This window comes from Amycolatopsis sp. NPDC031561 (assembly GCF_055580625.1).
The window spans coordinates 71,173-87,761 of the sequence record NZ_JBVILA010000017.1 but is presented as its reverse complement, the minus strand read 5'-3'; the positions used below and the strand labels follow the sequence as shown (position 1 = coordinate 87,761).

At 68.9% G+C, this 16,589-nt stretch carries 17 protein-coding genes; 7 read left to right on the top strand and 10 right to left on the bottom strand.

All coding sequences use genetic code 11. The annotated features are described in order from the left end of the window. Positions 1-194: 194 nt before the first annotated feature. The 6 genes from ACZ5IK_RS28730 to ACZ5IK_RS28705 are packed head-to-tail and all read right to left on the bottom strand — an operon-like array spanning position 195 to position 7,052. Entirely contained in the window at positions 195-1,193 is a 999-nt protein-coding gene (locus ACZ5IK_RS28730; RefSeq protein ID WP_465490544.1) for an ABC transporter ATP-binding protein, read from the bottom strand. Beyond that, positions 1,190-2,158, bottom strand: a complete 969-nt coding sequence (locus tag ACZ5IK_RS28725; protein WP_465490543.1) for an ABC transporter ATP-binding protein — start codon at positions 2,156-2,158, stop codon at positions 1,190-1,192. The genes ACZ5IK_RS28730 and ACZ5IK_RS28725 overlap by 4 nt, the downstream gene beginning before the upstream one ends. Then, the gene (locus ACZ5IK_RS28720; RefSeq protein ID WP_465490542.1) at positions 2,155-3,096 is read right to left on the bottom strand and encodes an ABC transporter permease; all 942 of its coding nucleotides are present in this window, start codon (positions 3,094-3,096) and stop codon (positions 2,155-2,157) included. Before ACZ5IK_RS28720 ends, ACZ5IK_RS28725 begins: the two co-directional genes overlap by 4 nt. Continuing rightward, complete coding sequence (locus tag ACZ5IK_RS28715; protein ID WP_465490541.1) at positions 3,093-4,058, bottom strand: ABC transporter permease; 966 nt, start codon at positions 4,056-4,058, stop codon at positions 3,093-3,095. Before ACZ5IK_RS28715 ends, ACZ5IK_RS28720 begins: the two co-directional genes overlap by 4 nt. A gap of 3 nt (positions 4,059-4,061) precedes the next feature. Then, the gene (locus ACZ5IK_RS28710) at positions 4,062-5,702 is read right to left on the bottom strand and encodes an ABC transporter substrate-binding protein (protein WP_465490540.1); all 1,641 of its coding nucleotides are present in this window, start codon (positions 5,700-5,702) and stop codon (positions 4,062-4,064) included. Between the two features lie 9 nt (positions 5,703-5,711). Then, a complete protein-coding gene (locus ACZ5IK_RS28705) occupies positions 5,712-7,052 on the bottom strand; it encodes a serine hydrolase domain-containing protein (protein WP_465490539.1) in 1,341 nt (446 codons plus the stop codon). A gap of 617 nt (positions 7,053-7,669) precedes the next feature. Here ACZ5IK_RS28705 and ACZ5IK_RS28700 point away from each other — a divergent pair. The 3 genes from ACZ5IK_RS28700 (at position 7,670) to ACZ5IK_RS28690 (ending at position 9,415) form a co-directional block, all read left to right on the top strand. Then, positions 7,670-8,083 carry a hypothetical protein gene (locus ACZ5IK_RS28700; RefSeq protein WP_465490538.1) on the top strand — a complete coding sequence of 138 codons (414 nt, stop codon included), beginning with the start codon at positions 7,670-7,672 and terminating at the stop codon, positions 8,081-8,083. Positions 8,084-8,183: 100 nt separating this feature from the next. Continuing rightward, entirely contained in the window at positions 8,184-8,861 is a 678-nt protein-coding gene (locus ACZ5IK_RS28695) for a DsbA family protein (protein WP_465490537.1), read from the top strand. Further along, the gene (locus tag ACZ5IK_RS28690; RefSeq protein WP_465490536.1) at positions 8,858-9,415 is read left to right on the top strand and encodes a vitamin K epoxide reductase family protein; all 558 of its coding nucleotides are present in this window, start codon (positions 8,858-8,860) and stop codon (positions 9,413-9,415) included. Before ACZ5IK_RS28695 ends, ACZ5IK_RS28690 begins: the two co-directional genes overlap by 4 nt. 45 nt (positions 9,416-9,460) lie before the next feature. Here the strand turns inward: ACZ5IK_RS28690 and ACZ5IK_RS28685 are convergent, their stop codons facing one another. The 3 genes from ACZ5IK_RS28685 to ACZ5IK_RS28675 are packed head-to-tail and all read right to left on the bottom strand — an operon-like array spanning position 9,461 to position 12,180. Next, positions 9,461-10,687 (bottom strand): MDR family MFS transporter, encoded by a 1,227-nt coding sequence (locus ACZ5IK_RS28685; protein ID WP_465490535.1) that lies wholly within the window; start codon positions 10,685-10,687, stop codon positions 9,461-9,463. After that, positions 10,684-11,781, bottom strand: coding sequence for a PLP-dependent cysteine synthase family protein (locus tag ACZ5IK_RS28680; RefSeq protein ID WP_465490534.1), 1,098 nt, complete (start codon positions 11,779-11,781; stop codon positions 10,684-10,686). The genes ACZ5IK_RS28685 and ACZ5IK_RS28680 overlap by 4 nt, the downstream gene beginning before the upstream one ends. 54 nt (positions 11,782-11,835) lie before the next feature. Beyond that, positions 11,836-12,180: a hypothetical protein gene (locus tag ACZ5IK_RS28675; RefSeq protein WP_465490533.1), complete on the bottom strand. Its 345-nt coding sequence runs from the start codon at positions 12,178-12,180 to the stop codon at positions 11,836-11,838. Positions 12,181-12,323: 143 nt separating this feature from the next. On the opposite strand from ACZ5IK_RS28675, the gene ACZ5IK_RS28670 reads away from it, so the two are divergent. From ACZ5IK_RS28670 to ACZ5IK_RS28655, 4 genes are all read left to right on the top strand, one after another. Then, positions 12,324-13,376, top strand: a complete 1,053-nt coding sequence (locus ACZ5IK_RS28670) for a C40 family peptidase (protein ID WP_465490532.1) — start codon at positions 12,324-12,326, stop codon at positions 13,374-13,376. Positions 13,377-13,413: 37 nt separating this feature from the next. Next, positions 13,414-13,773, top strand: coding sequence for a BlaI/MecI/CopY family transcriptional regulator (locus tag ACZ5IK_RS28665; protein ID WP_465490531.1), 360 nt, complete (start codon positions 13,414-13,416; stop codon positions 13,771-13,773). Then, a complete protein-coding gene (locus ACZ5IK_RS28660; RefSeq protein WP_465490530.1) occupies positions 13,770-14,687 on the top strand; it encodes a M56 family metallopeptidase in 918 nt (305 codons plus the stop codon). Before ACZ5IK_RS28665 ends, ACZ5IK_RS28660 begins: the two co-directional genes overlap by 4 nt. 343 nt (positions 14,688-15,030) lie before the next feature. Beyond that, entirely contained in the window at positions 15,031-16,125 is a 1,095-nt protein-coding gene (locus ACZ5IK_RS28655; RefSeq protein ID WP_465490529.1) for a S1 family peptidase, read from the top strand. On the opposite strand, the gene ACZ5IK_RS28650 is transcribed toward ACZ5IK_RS28655, so the two are convergent. After that, on the bottom strand, positions 16,098-16,508 hold the full coding sequence (locus ACZ5IK_RS28650; RefSeq protein WP_465490528.1) for a hypothetical protein: 411 nt from the start codon (positions 16,506-16,508) through the stop codon (positions 16,098-16,100). The genes ACZ5IK_RS28655 and ACZ5IK_RS28650 overlap by 28 nt on opposite strands. Positions 16,509-16,589 lie beyond the last annotated feature (81 nt).

The window sequence follows — 16,589 nt, the reverse complement described above, 5'->3', positions numbered from 1 at the left end:
CCGTTTGCGGTGTCGGTTGTGGGCGGGTGTTGTGTGGGTCGCACAGCCGCCCGGGGTGTCGCGAAAGTGGCTTTCGCGACACGGCCACTCGGCATCGAGCGCGACAAAGGGCGCCTTCATCCCGTCACCGGCCCACCCCACGAACACGCCACCTTTGACTCACCTCTCAATAACCGTCCTTACCACTCACGAGGTCAGGCGTGCAGGCAAGCGACTTCGTGGCCGGAACCCGCGTCCCCCGGCCCGGCACCCAGCACCGGATCCGAGATCTCGCAGTCCTTTTCTCCTACCGGGCAGCGGGAACGGAACCGGCATCCCGGCGGGATGCCGACCGGATCCGGGGTCTCGCCGGTGAGCAACCGCGGCTTCGTCCGCTGCCCCAGCTCCCGTTTGGGCACGGCGGACAGCAAAGCCTTGGTGTACGGATGTTTGGGATGGTGCACCACGTCGTGGGCGCGTCCCTGTTCGACGATCCTGCCGAGGTACATCACGACGATCCGGTCGGCGAAATGGGCGGCCGTGGACAGATCGTGGGTGATCATCAGGATCGCCGTGTCCCGGTCCTTGCGGAGGGTGTCCAGCAACGTGAGCACCCCGGCGCGGACGGAGACGTCCAGCATCGAAACCGGTTCGTCGGCGAGTAGGACGTCGGGATCGAGGACGAGCGCGGCGGCGATGGCGACCCGTTGCCGCTGGCCCCCGGAGAGCTCGTGCGGGTAGCGGTCGAGGAAGGCCTTGGCAGGCGCGAGTCCACTGCGTTCGAGGGACTCCTCGATCAAGGTGGCGCGCCCTTCCTTGGAGTCACCGATGCCGTGGATCAGCATCGGTTCCTCCAGGATGTCCCGGACCCGGCACAACGGATCCAGTGACTCGTACGGATCCTGGTAGATCATCTGGACCCGGCGGCGGACGGGCCGTTTCGCGCGCTCGGAAAGCCCGCTGATCTCCGCGCCGTCGAGCCGGACCGATCCGGCCGTGGGACGGACGAGGCCGCAGATCGCCGAAGCGGTGGTGGACTTCCCGCAGCCGGATTCGCCGACGACGGCGACCATCTCGCCGCGGCCGAGGCGGAAACTGACGCCGTCGACCGCGTGCACGACGCTTCGGGGACGTCTGGCCAGCGTCTGGACCACGCCGCGCCGCACCGGGTAGTGGATCGCGAGGTCCTCGACCTCGAGCAGGGCCTGATTCATCGTGACTCCACCGGTTCTTCGTTGCGGAAACAGGCGGCACGATGGCCGGGCCCGGCGGTGAGCAGCAACGGATGCTCGCCGCCACAGCGGTCCATCGGCACGTCGCACCGGGGCTGGAAGGCGCAGCCGGTGATCTCGGCGTCCAGCCTCGGCGGAGCGCCGGGAATGGAGACGACCGGTTCCCGCCCGTACAGATCCGGCGTGGCCGCGAACAACAGCCGGGTGTACGGATGCCGGGAGGCCGACGTGAGCTCGTCCGCCGGACCGTCCTCGACCATCTTCCCCGCGTACATCACCGCGGCCCGGTGGCAGAACTGCGTCACCACCGGCAGATCGTGCGTGACCAGGACCAGCGCCATGCCGAGTTCGTCGGTCAGCCTGGTGAGCAGTTCGAGGATCTGTGCCTGGACCATCACGTCCAGCGCCGTCGTCGGTTCGTCGGCGAGCAGGATCTTCGGTTCGCAGGCCAGCGCCATCGCGATGGAGAGCCGCTGGCGCATGCCGCCGGAGAACTCGTGCGGATAGCGGTTCGCGGCCGCGGCGGGGATGCCGACGAGTTCGAGCAGTTCCCGGACCCGTTCACGGGCCCGCTTCCCGCGGGCGACGCCGTGGTGGGCCATCGGTTCGGCGATCTGCCAGCCCACCGTCTTGACCGGGTTGAGCGCGTTCATCGCGCCCTGGAACACCATCGCGATGTCCCGCCAGCGGTGGCCGCGGACCGAGTCCTCGCCGTCGGCCAGGATGTCCGTGCCGTCGATCCGGACCTGGCCGGAGACCGACGCCGTCGCCGGGAGCAGTCCCATCAACGCCAGGATGGTGGTGGTCTTCCCGCAGCCGGACTCGCCGACGAGGCCGAACCGCTCGCTGGGCTCGAGCGCGAAACTCACGCCGTCGACCGGGTGGACCTGGCCGCCGTGCGGCAGGTCGAACCAGACGTGCAGGTCGCTGACTTCCAACACGCTCATCGGGCGTTCACCCCCTTCGCGACGAGGGCGCGCAGACGCCAGCGCCGCCCTGAGAGATGCGAGACCTTGAGCCGGGGGTTCAACGCGTCTTCGATGGCCCGCCCGAGCAGGAAGCAGCCGATGCTCACCGCGGCGATGACGAAGCCGTCGGGCACGATCGCCCACCACGCACCGGAACTGATCGCGGTCCGCGCGAACGCGTGTTCCAGGATCGTTCCCCAGGTCGTGACGCTGGGATCCTGCAGGCCGAGGAAGGCCAGCGCGGTCTCCAGGTAGATCGCCGCCGAAACGGTCAGCACGGTGTTGGCGATCAGCAGCGGTCCGACGTGGGGAAGGATGTGCCGGACGATCACCCGGCCGTTGCTCGCGCCGAGTCCTCTCGCGCGTTTGACGTAGGCGCGTTCGCGCAGCGACATCACCTCGGCGCGGACGATCCGGGCGGTGGAAGTCCACTGCAGCAGGCCGATCACCAGGATCACGTGGAACAGGCTCGGCCCCCACACCGCGGCGATCACCATCGCCAGCACCAGATCGGGCAGGACCAGCAGGACGTCGGTGACCCGCATCAGGACGGTGTCGGGCCAGCCGCCGAAGTAGCCCGCCACGATGGCGACCGTGCCGCCGATCGCCATCGAGACCAGGGTCGCGGTGAACGCGACGACGAGCGAGGTCTGCCCGCCGTGCATGAGCAGGGAGACCATGTCGACGCCGCCGTCGTCGCAGCCGAGCCAATGCCGCGCGGACGGGGGTTCGAAGACGGCGCAACTGCTCTCGACCGCGCTGTGCGGCGCAAGGTAGGGCGCGAGGATCGAGACCACCACGAAGATCGCGATGAGCGCCAGGCCGACCGCCGCGGACTTGTGGTCGCGCAGCACTTTGCGGAAGATCCCGGCGCCGGCCCGGCCGTCGGCCCCGGTGTCGCCGATGCGGACGCTCATGCGCTCACCCTTCGGTCGAGACGGAAACAGACCAGATCGGCGACGAAGTTCAGCAGGATCACCGAGACGGTCAGGATCAGGAAGGCGCCCTGGATCATCGGGTAGTCCCGCTGGCCGATCGCGGTGAAGGTGGCCATGCCGAGACCCGGCCAGCTGAAAATCACCTCGACCAGCACCGCGCCGCCCACCACGTAGCCGAGGTCGAGCGCGACCATGGTGACGATCGGCAGCAGGGCGTTGCGGACGGCGTGGCGCCAGACGACCCGGCGGGCGGGAATCCCCTTCGCCCGCGCTGTCAGCACGTAGTCCTCGCCGAGTGTCTCCAGTACCGAGGACCGGACGACCAGCGTGTAGCCGCCGTACGCGGTGAGGATCATGGTCGCCGCGGGCAGGACCAGGTGGCCGCCCACGTCCGCCGCGTGCTGCCAGAACGGCGGGCTGTCGAACAGGAACTGATCCGACATCCCGCCCGCCGGCAGGACCCCGGCGAAGAGGATCAGCAGGACGAGGCCGAGCCACTGCGCGGGGAACGAATAGACGAGGGTCGCCACGCCGGTGTTGAGGTGGTCCAGCGGGGATGACCGCCGCCAGGCCGACATGACGCCGGAGAGGATCCCGATGACGATCGCTCCCAGCGTGCCGACACCGGCGAGCAACACCGTGTTCTCGAGGTCGTCCAGCAACAGGTGACTCACGGATTCCTGATAGGTGAAAGAAACCCCGAGATCACCGTGCAGCAGGTTCTTCAGGTAGATCAGGTATTGGTCCCATTTGGACTTGTCCAGGCCGAACCGGACCATCAGGGCGTGCTGCAGTTCCGGGGTGGAATGGGGCACCTTGGCCAGATTGCTCACCGCGTCGCCGGGCAGCACCCGGAACAGGAAGAAATTGCCGGTGATCGCGAGGAAGATCGTCACCACGGAGAAGATCCCCCGGCGCAGTACGTACTCCAGGACGCGCATGGCTCAGCCCGCCCGTCGCACGGAAAGCAGCGGGATCTTCGACTCCGAGGAGAACGAGTTGCCGCCCACCTGCGGGAGATCGACCCACTCCCGGGAATGCGCTTCGATCGAATCGGGATAGGCGAGCACCAGCAGCACCCGTTCGCGGGCGGCGAGCCGCTGCATCTCGTCGACGATCCCGTGCCGTTCGGCGGGCGTCATCGCCGCACCCTGCCGCGCGTACAGGTCGTCCCATTCCTCGCTGCAGTACCCGGTGTCGTTGAGGATCCCCCAGCTTTGACAGGTCAGGTAGTTGAGCGTGTCGTCGGGGTCGCCCGTCCCGCCGCTCCAGCCCCACATGGTCATCGCGAAGTCCTGGGACTCGTTGGCCATCACCGCCTCGTTGGCAGCCGCGTTGTCCAGCAGCTTCGCGGTGAGGCGCACGCCGATCTTCGCGAAGTCGGACCGGATGATCTGGAACGAGCGCAGGCCCGCGCCGCCGTAGGTGTCCTCCGGCAGGATGACCGGGTAGTCCATCGGGTGGCCGTTCGCGATCCGGGTCCCGTCCGGGCCCCGCCGGTAACCGGCCTGGTCGAGCAGCCGGTTCGCGGCGCCGAGATCGAACGGGGTCGGCTGGAGCGAGCGGTCGGCCCAGTTCGCGGTGCCCGGCGGGATGATCGACGCCCCGGGGCGGCCGTGTCCGAGCAACGAGGTCTCGACGATCTGCGCGCGGTTGATCGTGTGGTCGAAGGCCTGGCGCAGCAACGGATCGGCCAGCTCCCGGTGCTCGGGTCGCTGTTTCGGGTTCGCGTTGACGGTGATGCTCTCGAATCTCAGTCCCGGCGACGAGATGACCTCGAACCCCGCGGACTCGAGGTTGGCGACCGAAGTGGACGGTACCGTCCGGACGGCGTCGAGCTGACGGCTCTTCAGCGCCGTGATCATCGCGTCGTCGGAGCTGAAGAACTGGATGCCGAAACCCGCGATATGCGGTTTCGGCCCGTAATAGGCCGGATTGCGTTTGAACAGGGCGACCTGCTTGGGTACGTGCCGGACGAGGACGAACGGACCACCGGAGACGACCGGGGCGTTGTTCGGGAAGGTGGTCAGCGCCTCCCCCTCGCCACCGGCGTACTCACGCCAGACGTGCTCGGGCAGGATCGGCACGCTCATGAGCCGGTTGAGGACGTTCGCCACGGGGCGGGAATACCGCAGTACCAAGGTGTTCGGGTCAGGTGTGCTCGCTTCGTCCAAATCGGACACATAGTTGGCGAGGCCTGCGGTCGGGCCGTCCTTGAACGCGGCGATCGTGTTCAAGGTCCAGGCCGCGTCGGCCGCCGTGAGCGGCGCGCCGTCCGACCAGGTGGCACCGGGATGCGTGTGGAAGGTCCAGGTCCGCCCGTCCTCCGAGGTGGTCCAGGCGCTCGCGAACTCCGCGACGAACTTGCCTTCCGGATCCAGCTGGACCAGCGTCGGATAGATCTGCTCGTACACCGCGAACGCCGTCGTCACCACGGAGACGAACGGGTTCATCGAGTCGATGGCCTGGTCGGAGCCGAGGCGGTAGATGTCACCGTCGGCGGTTTGGCTTCCGGCACGGGCGCAGGCGCTCAGGCCAGTGCAGGCCAGGAGCACCGCGGCGAGTGCCGCTAACGCTTTTCTCATCGATTCCACCTACGGGGTGAACGTGCGGTACAAGGGACATCCGGAGTAGTCGGCGCGGATCGCGGCCCCGTCGATGACGACGTCGAAACGCAGCCGCTCGGGCGAACGCTCGTCGGACCCGACGCGGAAAGCACCGTCCGGCAAGGGAACGAGCTGTTCCGGCTCGCCGCCGCAGACCGAGACCCACAGGTTGTCCCCGGATGCGTGGACGTGGAGATTCGACAGCCAGGGGTTGTGGCAGCGGTAATGCCCGACCACGGCCGCCCATCGCTTCGGCGGGTTCTCCGCGGGTGGCGGTGGAGCAGGTTTCTTCAGCGGCGGCGCGAACTCGGGCGACAGCACACCGTCACGCCCGGCCCGCGCGGCCGTGACCAGGTGCACGGCCAAGTCCAGCCACGGTCCGACGCCGTTGGCCAGGACGGCGGCCCCGATCCCGGCGTCGAGATCGCAGGCGATCGCCGCGTGGTAGCCGATCATCCCGCCGGTGTGCCAGGCGTGCGGACGGCCGTCGAGGTCACCGACCTGCATGCCGAGCCCGTACGCGCAGCCCGGGTAGTCCTCCTCGTCGAGGATGGCGGGCGTGAGCATCTCCCCCACCTGCCCCGTCTCCCTGCCGAGTAGGAGCCGCAGCCAGGCCGTCATGTCTCTCGCCGTCGCCGCGACACAGCCGTCCGCGGTGGCGTTCTCGATCCAGGTCGCGGGGACGACGCCGTCCTCCCGGACGGGGTGACGGTCGTCGTAGCGCGGTTCGTACCCCACCGCCAGACGCGACCGGAGGTCATGAGTGACCGCGGGTGCGGAGGCGTGCATCCCGAGTGAGGCGAGCAACTCGCCGAGAAGCTCGTGATACGGCCGCCGGTGGACGGCCTCCAGCACGAGGCCGAGCGCCTTGTACCCGGCGTTCGAGTAGTGGAACCAGGTTCCCGGCGGCGTCGTCGCCTCCGTGTCCCGCAGCGCCCACACCTCGAAAGTGGCGTCCGGGGAGACGTCCGGACCGGCGATGATCCCCGCCGTATGGGTCATCAGGTGGCGGAGCGTGATCGGCTCGTGGCTCGACCGCACGGAGAACCACGGCAGGTAGGCGGTGACCGGCGAGTCCAGGTCGACGAGGCCCGCATCGCGGGCACGCAACAGCAGGACGCAGGTGAAACCCTTGGTGATCGACCCGATCTGGAAGAGCGTGTCCTCGGTGACCGGCGAACCGGCGGCCTGGTCGGCGTGACCGAACACTCCGGACGAGACGACTTCCTCGCGGTCGGTCACCGCCACGGACAGACCCGTGGCGAACGACCGATCACACAATGTCTTTCGGCAAACTTCGTCCGGCACGAAGGACGCGGCTGCGCTCATGCTGACTGGAACCTCCGGGACCTCGACGTCCGATGGGGCGCCAGTATGTGTCCCGGCCGAAACAGAGCACTTTGGACGAGCCGCCAGAGATTCGGGCACGGCCTTGTGGGTCCGGCCATAGCAGCGTCGGACCGTCTACTGTGGCCCGCGCCGTGGCGGGGATGGAAGATCCCGAACAGGAGGAGGACTTCGCCGACAGGGTGCGGCAGGATGACAAAGTCGCCGAACCGCGACCCCGAATCGCCACTCACGACCAACCCAACCCACCACGGCCCGCCACCCTGGTCACCCGAAGTACGTGAAGGACCCCTTCCTTGCGCCTAGGTACAGGAAGGGGGCCTTCACGTACTGGGAAAGGTGTGAAGGTCGCGTTTCCTCGGCTGAGCCGAGGGAAGGGGGCCTTCACGCGGCCCGGGGGTGTGTGAGGGGAACTTTGAGGGCCCCAGGGTCCCTCAAGGCGGCCTTCACGGACTGCGCGACCCGAAGTAAGTCGGACACCGCCGACGACCAAGGACAAGTTATTGACCCGAATCGCCACTCACGACCACCCGCACCGACGCCTCACCGCACCCCCGAACTCGCCGTGGCTTTACAAGGTCACCTTTACCCTGCTGTCCGTGCCCGGCGGAAAGACAGCGACGACGGCCGCGCGGCTTCTCGCCGTGCTGGCCGTGCTCACCGCTGTCGCCCTGCTGCAGAGCGCGCTGTGCAGTGACGGCGCCGCGGCGGCGGGCTCACCCTGCGCTCCCCTGTTCGCCGCCGAAGCGACCCACGCCACAAACCCGGCGAGCGAATGCGACCCGGGCACGTCCCACCTGAGCGCCGACCACGCCGCCTGGCTGGTCCCGGCCGAACCGCCGCACAACCACCTCGACGACGTCACGGGGATCGGCGCGGCGCTGCTGGCCGCTCTCCTCGTGCTCGTCCGGCGCAGCCGGCCCGCGACAGCGGGCGTGCCGCCGGGCACCCGGGCGTTCAAGCGTCCGACGGCGACACCTCTTCTCGTCCAGCTCTGCGTTTCCCGCACCTGATCGGCAGCCCCGGTCGTGACCGGTCCGCCCTCGCACCGAGGGCGGACCGGTCATGCCCCACGCCTTCAGTTGCCCGGATCCGAGCTAAGGACTCAGCAGAATGACCAAGAATGCCAAGGTTTCCCTGACGGTCGTGGCCGTCGTGATCGCGGTGGTGGCCGCGTTGCTCGTCTTCACCAGGCTGGGCGAGGACGCCCCTGCCTCGCAGACCGGCGGCGACGGCGAGCCTCCCGCGGTACCCGCGTCGCTCCTGGTCCGGCCGGACAGCCATCGCCTGTCCGATCCGGCCGGTGCCAAGGTGACCGTCGTGGAGTTCCTCGACCTGGAGTGCGAAGCGTGCGGCGCCGCGTATCCCGGCGTCGAGCGGCTGCGCGCCGAGTACGGCGACCGCGTCACCTTCGTGATGCGCTACTTCCCCATCCCCAGCCACCAGAACGCCGAGCTCGCCGCGCGGACCGTGGAGGCCGCGGGCAACCAGGGCAAGCTCGAACCGATGTACCGCCTGATGTTCGAGCGGCAGTCGCAATGGGGCGACCAGCAGGTCTCCCACCGCGAGACCTTCCTCGGCTTCGCACGCGAGCTCGGCCTGGACCTGCCCGCCTTCGAGGCCGCGCTGGACGATCCGGCCACGCTCGGCCGGGTCCAGGCCGACCGCACCGACGGCGCCAACATCGGCGTCGAGGGCACGCCGACCTTCTTCGTCAACGGCGTCAAGTTCTCGGGGTCGCCGTCCTATCAGGCGCTCAAGGGCGTCATCGACCGGGAACTGGCGAAATGACGCCCTTCGCCACCCGCGTGACGCCGTGGGTGCTGCTGGTCGGCGGCGCCGTCGGCCTGGTGGCGGCGTTCGTGCTCACCATCGAGAAGATCAAGCTGCTCAAGGATTTCTCCTACATCCCGACCTGCAGCATCAATCCGGTCCTCAGCTGCGGATCGATCATGAAGACCCCGCAGGCGGACCTGTTCGGCTTTCCCAATCCGTTGCTGGGGATCGCCGGGTTCAGTGTGGTCGTGACGACCGGTGTCGCGCTACTGGCCGGCGCACGGCTCCCTCGCTGGTACTGGCTGGGCCTGCAAGCGGGTTCGTTTCTCGGTGTCGTCTTCGTGCATTGGCTGATGTTCCAGAGCCTCTACGTCATCGGCGCGCTCTGCCCGTACTGCATGGTCGTCTGGGCGGTCACCATCGCCGTCTTCTGGTACACGACCCTGCACAACCTCCACAAAGGACGGATGGTCGTCCGCTACCACAGCGTGGTCCTCGTGGTCTGGTACGCGGTCATCGGCGCCGCGGTCCTGCAGGCCTTCTGGGACTACTGGAAGACGCTCGTCTGACACCGCCGCGAAGGCCACCGGCGGTCGGTGGCCTTCGCGGCGGCACTACACCGACACCAGACGCCTGCCCCGGTCGAGAGCGCGCAGCCCCACCGCACAGGCGACACCGAGCACTGTCAAGGCGAGCCAGGGGATCTCCGGCCAGCCCGCCCGGCGCGCGAGGTCGAAAACGGTACCGGTGAAGAGATTCCCGAGCAGGATGCCCACGCCGACGATCGTGTTGTAGAAGCCGTAGTGCGTGGCGACCAGCCGGTCACCCGACAGCCGGACGACGGTGTCCATCTCGAACGGGAAGACGACGACCGTGCCGACGGCCAGCAGCGCGGCGGAGACGAGCAACCCCGCCCCGGCCGTGACCGGACCCGCCCTGGCGACCGTCAGCGGCGCGACGAACGCCGCGGCCATGAACACCATCCCCGACGCGAGGCAGGTGCCGGGCGACCACCGGTTCTTGAACCAGGCGGTGATCTTGAGCTGACCGGCGATCGCAAGACCGCCCGAGATCACGAACAGCCCGGCGATGAGCGCGGTGGCCGACGTCTCCGAGCCCGTGATCCGTCGCGCCTCCATCGGAAGTGCCAGATAGGTCTGGAAGGAAAGCACGTACGAGCCGATCATGACCAGCGCGAAGAGCAGGAAGGCGCGGTTCCCGGCGACGACCCGCCAATCCGACCAGATCGACGACCGTTCCCCCTCGCTTTCGTGCGCGGGCAGCGCCCGCACCTGCACCACGGTCAGGACACCGAAGACCGCGGCGGCGACCAGGCAGGTCAGCCGGAAATCGACGGCCGTCAAGGCCAGCCCGACCACCGGGCCCGCGAGGATCCCGCCCTGGTAGAACACGTTGAACACCGAGAAGGCCTCCAGCCTCCGCTCCCCCGCGTCCACCGCCAGATAGGCGCGGACAGCCGGGTTGAACAGGGCTCCGGCGAAACCGGTGGCCGCGGACGCGACGATCAGCGACGGCAACGAGGACGTCACGCTCAACAACGCGAAGCCCGCCGTCCGCAGCACACATCCGGCGACGATGAGCGGTTTGTAGCCGAACCGGTCGGCGAGCGTGCCCCCGACCAGGAACATGCCCTGCTGCGAGAAGTTGCGGATGCCCAGCACCAGGCCCACGGCCCAGCCCGCCAGTCCCAGCGGGCCCGCGAGATAGCCGGCGAGGTACGGCATCAGCATGTAGAAACCGACGTTGATGGTGAACTGGTTGACCATCAGCACTTTGCTCGGCCGGTCGAAGGACCGGAACCGCTCGGGAAATCCTGTCACAACGCGGGATCCACGATCGTGCGGCAGCGGGTCCAGCGTTCCACCACCCGCTCGCCGGGATGGCCGACGACGTCCGGTTCCCTGGCCGGGACGACGTCGAGCAGGCCGTGTCCCGCGCAGTATTCGTCGTTGTAGACGGTGTCGAAGTAGCGCTGCGGGCCGTCCGGGAAGATCGCGGCGATCCGCACGTCCGGATCGTGCGTGCGCGCCAGCCAGGCCGCGACGAGGGCGACCGCGCCGACACTCCAGCCGCCGGTCGCGTACTGGGCGGCGGCGAGACGGCGGCAGGTCCAGACGGCTTCGGCGGGCGCCACCCAGTGGATCTCCTCGAAAGCGTCGTAGTCGACGTTGCGCGGATGGATGCTCGACCCGAGCCCGCGCATCAGCCGTGAGGTGGCGGGTTGCCCGAAGATCGTCGACCCGACGGTGTCCACGCCGACCAGGCGCAGATGCGGGAAGTACCGCCGCAGCGCGCGGAAGGTCCCGGCCGAATGCCCGCCGGTGCCGACCGAGCACACCAGGACGTCGATCCGGCCCAGTTGCGCGGCCAGCTCGTCGGCCAAGGTCGCGTACGCGGCCACGTTGTCCGGGTTGTGGTACTGATCGGGGCACCAGGAGCCTGGCCGCTCTTCGAGCACCCGCTGGACGCGGTCCCGGCGCGCCTGCTGCCAGCCGCCCGCCGGATGGGGCTCGGTGACGAGGTCGACCCGGGTGCCGTGCGCGGTGAGCATGCGCCGCACGATGGGCTCCATCCCCGGATCGGTGACCAGGGTGACCGGATGGCCGTGGACGATCCCGGCCAGCGCCAGCCCGAGCCCGAGCGTCCCGCTGGTCGACTCGACGATCATCGCGCCGTCCGCCAGGTCGCCGCGGGCCTTGGCCGCTCCCACCATGTGCAACGCGGGGCGATCCTTCATGCCGCCGGGGTTGAAACCCTCCAGCTTGGCCCAGAAACCCTTGCCGGATCCGGTGAGCCGTTCGTCGATCCACAGCACGGGTGTATTGCCGACGGCCAGCGCCGGGGACACGCAGCGGGCGGCGGTACTGAGGAGGCGGGAAGGCGCGAGAGGTTCATGAGGGAGGACAGCGTTCATCGAGGATTCGTCTTTCTGTGCTGTGCGGGCAAGACCGGACCGGCGCGGGAACGGTCACGTCCGGGAGACGCACAGCTCGGTGAGTATCCGGGGGCCACTCCGGTCGAACGCGATCGACCGGGGGCTCTCCCTCACCGGGGACGAAAGGACGGGTGACGAGGCGAGCGGAGGCGGAGAGTCCGGGATGGACGGCGAGGTGTCGCTTCGCACCGCGACCGCGGAGAGCGGCCGGGAGTGCAGGTGTCCCTCACTCGGCGGGCACGACGAATCGTGCGAGGCCGCCGCGACGACGGCAGTTTCGCCGGGCCCGTCGAGGCAGCCGTAAGCCTGCGTTCCCGCCACGACCAGCAGCAGCAAGGCCACCGCGAGCCGACGAAGAGTAGCCGGAGAGACACTCACGGTTCCCACCGTAGCAAAGATCGACTAGAACTCCCATGACGGTTAGTACTAATGGACTTAGTAGCACTTCACCGGGCACTCACACCGGCCCCCGTACTACTAAGCGCAATAGTTGAACCTGTGCGACAGGAGATTCGGCACCCGTGACACCACACCGGCGTTCGCCGCGGCACCCCTTCGCCGCCACCGCCGCCCTCATGATCCTCGGCTTCGGCGCGCTCCCCGCCAGCGCGCAACCGGCACCGTCGCCGGACGGCCAGGACCCGATGCGGCGCTACCAGGAACTCGGCGCGCAGGCGGCCAAGGCCGACGAGGATCTGCTGGAATCACAAGACCGGCTGAAGGCCCGCGAGACCGAACGCGACCAGGCGACGGCCGCCCTCGGCCGGGCCGACGGCGATCTCACGCGGGCACAGTCGGCCATCGATCGCTTCCGGCCGCAGGTCGAGGCGATCGCCCGGTCCGCGATGAACGGCCACCAGCTCGGCAACGCCGTCCTCCTGCTCGACAGCGGCAGCAGACAGGAGTTCCTCGACCGCTCGTCCGCGCTGTCGGTACTGGCCGAAGAGAAGGCCAAGGCGTTGAACGGCCTGCGTGACGCGCTCGGTTCCGCGCAGGCCGCTCGCACCACGGCGGCGAACGCACGGGAAACCGCCCTGCTCGCGGCGAACGACGCGACCGTGGCGCTGGACCAGGTCCGCACGCGCAAAAAGGACCTCGACAGCCGGATCGTCGAGGTCAGGAACGCACTCGGTGCACTGCCCGCGTCGGACAAGGCGAAACTCGGCAAGGTCCAGGACAAGGGCTCCTATCTCGGCCCGCCCGGCGCAGCGAACGACGCGCTGCAGGCGGCACTGTCCAAACGGGGCTCGGAATACCAGTGGGGCGCCACCGGACCGGGCGAGTTCGACTGCTCCGGCCTGACGTCGTGGGCGTACAAGCAGGCGGGCGTCTCGCTTCCGCGCACCAGCCGTCAGCAGTACACCGCGGGAAAGGCCGTCCCGCTGGACCGGCTCGTCCCCGGCGACCTCGTCTTCTACGACGACGGCACCGGCGATCCGGGGGCGATCCATCACGTCGGCATGTACGTCGGCGGCGGCAAGATGGTCGACGCGCCGACCGAGGGCCAGCTGGTCGACGTCCGGTCGATCAAGGGCGACGGGCACCTGATGGGCGCGCGGCGCATCGTCGGGTGACCGCGGGGCACGCAGTATCCTTCCGTGCGGAGGTGTCATGCAACGGCTGGGCGAGCTCGAAGCGTCGGTGATGGACGTGCTCTGGAATTCGGCGGAACCCTTGCGGGTCCGCCAGGTGCTCGAGGCGATCAACCGGGATCGCGACCTCGCCTACACCACGGTGATGACGGTGCTGGACAATCTGCACCGCAAGGAATGGGTCGTGCGCGAAATGGAGAATCGCGCCTACCGCTATCGCGCCGTGGCGACCCGTGAGGAGGCCACCGCGCAGAGCCTGCGCGAACTCCTCGACTCCTCGGAAGACCGCGAATCGGTGCTGCTGCATTTCGCGCGCTCGGTCACCGAAGAGGAGTCCGACATCCTGCGGCGGGCGCTGCGACGGAAGCCCAAGCGATGATCCTGGCGGCGGTGCTCCTGTTCGGCGTCGCGGTGATCGGCTGGTTCTCGCCCCGGTTGCTCGGCAGGCTGACCACCGGCGGGATCACTCCCGGTACGGCGCTCGCGTGGTGGCTGCTCACCGCGCTCGGCGTGCTCGCCGGCACCCTCGGCGCCGTCCTTCTCCTCGTACTACCGGACCACGGTCCCGCCGCGGCGATCACCCGGATCCTCCACGATTGCTGGGCGGCGGTCGGGCACAGCGGCCTGCCCGCTCTCGATCCCCTCGTCGGCGGTTTCGCCGGGGCGGTCGTCGTGATCGCCGCCACCCGGCTCACCGTGACCTCGGCCCGGCGCCGGAAACACAGCACCCTGCTGCACCGGCGTCACCGGGACGCGCTCAGGCTGACAGGCACCCGCGACGAGCGGCCGATCGCGACGCTGTGGGTGCCCGACGAGCGGCCGATCGCCTACAGCCTCGGCGGCCGCGACGGCCTGATCGTCGCCAGCCGGGGCCTGGCGGGCAAGCTCACGTCCCGGGAACTGAACGCGGTACTGGAACACGAACGCGCGCACCTGCGCGGAAGGCATCACCTGCTGGCCGGATGCGCCGAAATCCTCGGCCGCACGTTGCGGTTCGTCCCGCTCATGCGCGAACTCCCCGGCGCGGTCCGCCTCCTCGTCGAGCTGGCCGCCGACCGGGCGGCCGCGACCGGGCACGGACCGGAAACCGTGCGATCGGCCCTGCTGTCGATCCAGGCCTCGGAAGGCGGCGACACCGCGCTCCGGTTGCGATGGCTGGCGCGGCACCCCGGTGGTCCGTCCCGGTTGCCGGACCGGGTGCGGGCCGTCGCGGGCGGAACCCTCGCGTTGTTCGCCGCGCCCGTGCTCACCGTCGGCCTGATGTTCACGGCGGGACTCCTTTCCTGCTGGTGAGCGAAAGAGACGCGTTCGTCACCAATGCGGGCGAACGGGTTCAGCGCCGGACACAATCAGGTGATCCGCCGTTTCTCGACGTTCGCCCCTTTTCCCGAACGGGTGGCCGAGCGTCGCTTATTGTCGCGTGCGACTGGACGAATCGGGGACGGCAATTCGGGCAAGCTCCACTCACAAGAGTGAGCTATGCCGGGAAATCCCCGTTCCATTGAGCCGGTAAGGCGAATTGCCGGTGCAACTCAAATGGCGGCATTCGGCCGATACCCCGTTGTCGTAACGTCGGACGAGAGGCGCTTCTCAGTACACACCCCGCAACGAATTCCGCAATCCCATGGAGGTTTTCGTGATCCGACGTCCTCTGCGCACCATGACCGCGGTGATAGGCGCCGCGGCAGCCGTCACCGCCTTCGCGACCCCGGCTTCGGCGGCGACATCGGTGCTGAACGAAACGGCGGGTCCGGCCACGTTGGCCGCCTCGCAGCAGAAGATCGGCACTTCGCTCGGCACCACGTTCGCCGGCTCTTGGCTGGACACGACCACCGGCGAACTCGTCGTCGGCACCACCGACGCGGGCCGCTCGGCCGCGATCCGTTCGGCGGGCGCGATCCCGAAGGTGATGAAGCACAGTTCCGCCGAACTGACGAAGATCCAGTCCACATTGGACAACAGGACCGCCGGTCTTCCCGGCTCGGTCGCGGGCTGGTACGTCGACGCGCCCGCGAACGAGGTCGTGGTCGAGGTGGTCGGCGGCGACTCAGCCGGACTGGCCTGGGCGGCGGCCGCCGGCGTCCCGGTCCGGGTGGACCAGGTGAAGAGCGCGCCAAGGCCGTTGTGGAGCGTGGTCGGCGGACAGGGTCTCTACTTCAACGGCGGCGCCTGTTCGGTCGGGTTCAACGCCCATGACGACGACGACAACTACGTGATCACCGCGGGCCACTGCACCGAACTCGGCGGCACCGTGCACGGCGTCGACGGCACGATCGGCCCTGTCGCGAAGTCGTCGTTCCCCGGTAACGACTACGGGACCATCAAGGTGACCCACTCCGACGTCTCGACCCCGCCCCGGGTCGACCGGTACGGGGACGGCACCGACGTGCGGATCGAAGGCTCCGAGGTCGTCGCCGTCGGCGGCCGCGTCTGCCGGTCCGGGATCACCACCAAGTGGCAGTGCGGGCGGGTCGAAGCGCTGGACCAGACGGTGAACTACGGCAACGGGAACATCGTGCGGGGCCTCACCCAGACCAGCGCCTGCGCCGAGCCGGGTGACTCCGGCGGCTCGTACGTCAGCCGTCCCTCGGCGGGTTCCGGCACGAAGCTGGTGCAGGCACAGGGGATGACCTCGGGCGGCTCCGGTGATTGCAAAGAAGGGGGCACCACCTTCTTCCAGCCCGTCAAGGAGGTGCTCAACCGCTACGACCTGACCCTCGAAAAGGACTGATCGCCGAAGAGGGGCGGCCGGTGCGACGGCCGCCCCTTGATCTCCCCGGCGAGTTCGCGTGCTTCGCGGACCAGCGCCTCGATTTCGGTCCATCGGCGGCGGATCCGCTCGTGATCGGTGACCAACGTGCCGGAAACCATGCCCAGGAACAGGTTCGCGTCCGCCCCGATCTCCGCGAGCCGCAGGAAGGGACGGTGGTCCGCCGCCGTTCCCGCGCCGTGCGCCGCCGCCCATTCCCGGGCACGCAGCCCGGCGTCGTGACAGGTGTCGACGAGGAAGGAGCGGATCTCCTCCGGCCGGTCCCCCGGGCTCGCGGGCGGTTTCCCCATCAGCGGGAAAATGTTCCAAGCCACCGAGAGCAGGCAGTCGGCCACGTCATCCATCGACTCCACGTCCACCGCGGGGAGTGTTCCGGCCCGTGCCTCCTGCCAGGTGGAATGACTCGCGTGAACGACAGGGTCGAC

Bases quoted from the DNA above. Each gene is read 5' to 3' on its own strand.
- ACZ5IK_RS28730 (WP_465490544.1), bottom strand. From the start codon at position 1,193: ATGAATCAGGCCCTGCTCGAGGTCGAGGACCTCGCGATCCACTACCCG.
- ACZ5IK_RS28705 (WP_465490539.1), bottom strand. From the start codon at position 7,052: ATGAGCGCAGCCGCGTCCTTCGTGCCGGACGAAGTTTGCCGAAAGACA.
- ACZ5IK_RS28690 (WP_465490536.1), top strand. From the start codon at position 8,858: ATGACGCCCTTCGCCACCCGCGTGACGCCGTGGGTGCTGCTGGTCGGC.
- ACZ5IK_RS28680 (WP_465490534.1), bottom strand. From the start codon at position 11,781: ATGAACGCTGTCCTCCCTCATGAACCTCTCGCGCCTTCCCGCCTCCTC.
- ACZ5IK_RS28665 (WP_465490531.1), top strand. From the start codon at position 13,414: ATGCAACGGCTGGGCGAGCTCGAAGCGTCGGTGATGGACGTGCTCTGG.
- ACZ5IK_RS28720 (WP_465490542.1), bottom strand. From the start codon at position 3,096: ATGAGCGTCCGCATCGGCGACACCGGGGCCGACGGCCGGGCCGGCGCC.
- ACZ5IK_RS28650 (WP_465490528.1), bottom strand. From the start codon at position 16,508: ATGGATGACGTGGCCGACTGCCTGCTCTCGGTGGCTTGGAACATTTTC.
- ACZ5IK_RS28695 (WP_465490537.1), top strand. From the start codon at position 8,184: ATGACCAAGAATGCCAAGGTTTCCCTGACGGTCGTGGCCGTCGTGATC.
- ACZ5IK_RS28715 (WP_465490541.1), bottom strand. From the start codon at position 4,058: ATGCGCGTCCTGGAGTACGTACTGCGCCGGGGGATCTTCTCCGTGGTG.
- ACZ5IK_RS28660 (WP_465490530.1), top strand. From the start codon at position 13,770: ATGATCCTGGCGGCGGTGCTCCTGTTCGGCGTCGCGGTGATCGGCTGG.
- ACZ5IK_RS28710 (WP_465490540.1), bottom strand. From the start codon at position 5,702: ATGAGAAAAGCGTTAGCGGCACTCGCCGCGGTGCTCCTGGCCTGCACT.
- ACZ5IK_RS28725 (WP_465490543.1), bottom strand. From the start codon at position 2,158: ATGAGCGTGTTGGAAGTCAGCGACCTGCACGTCTGGTTCGACCTGCCG.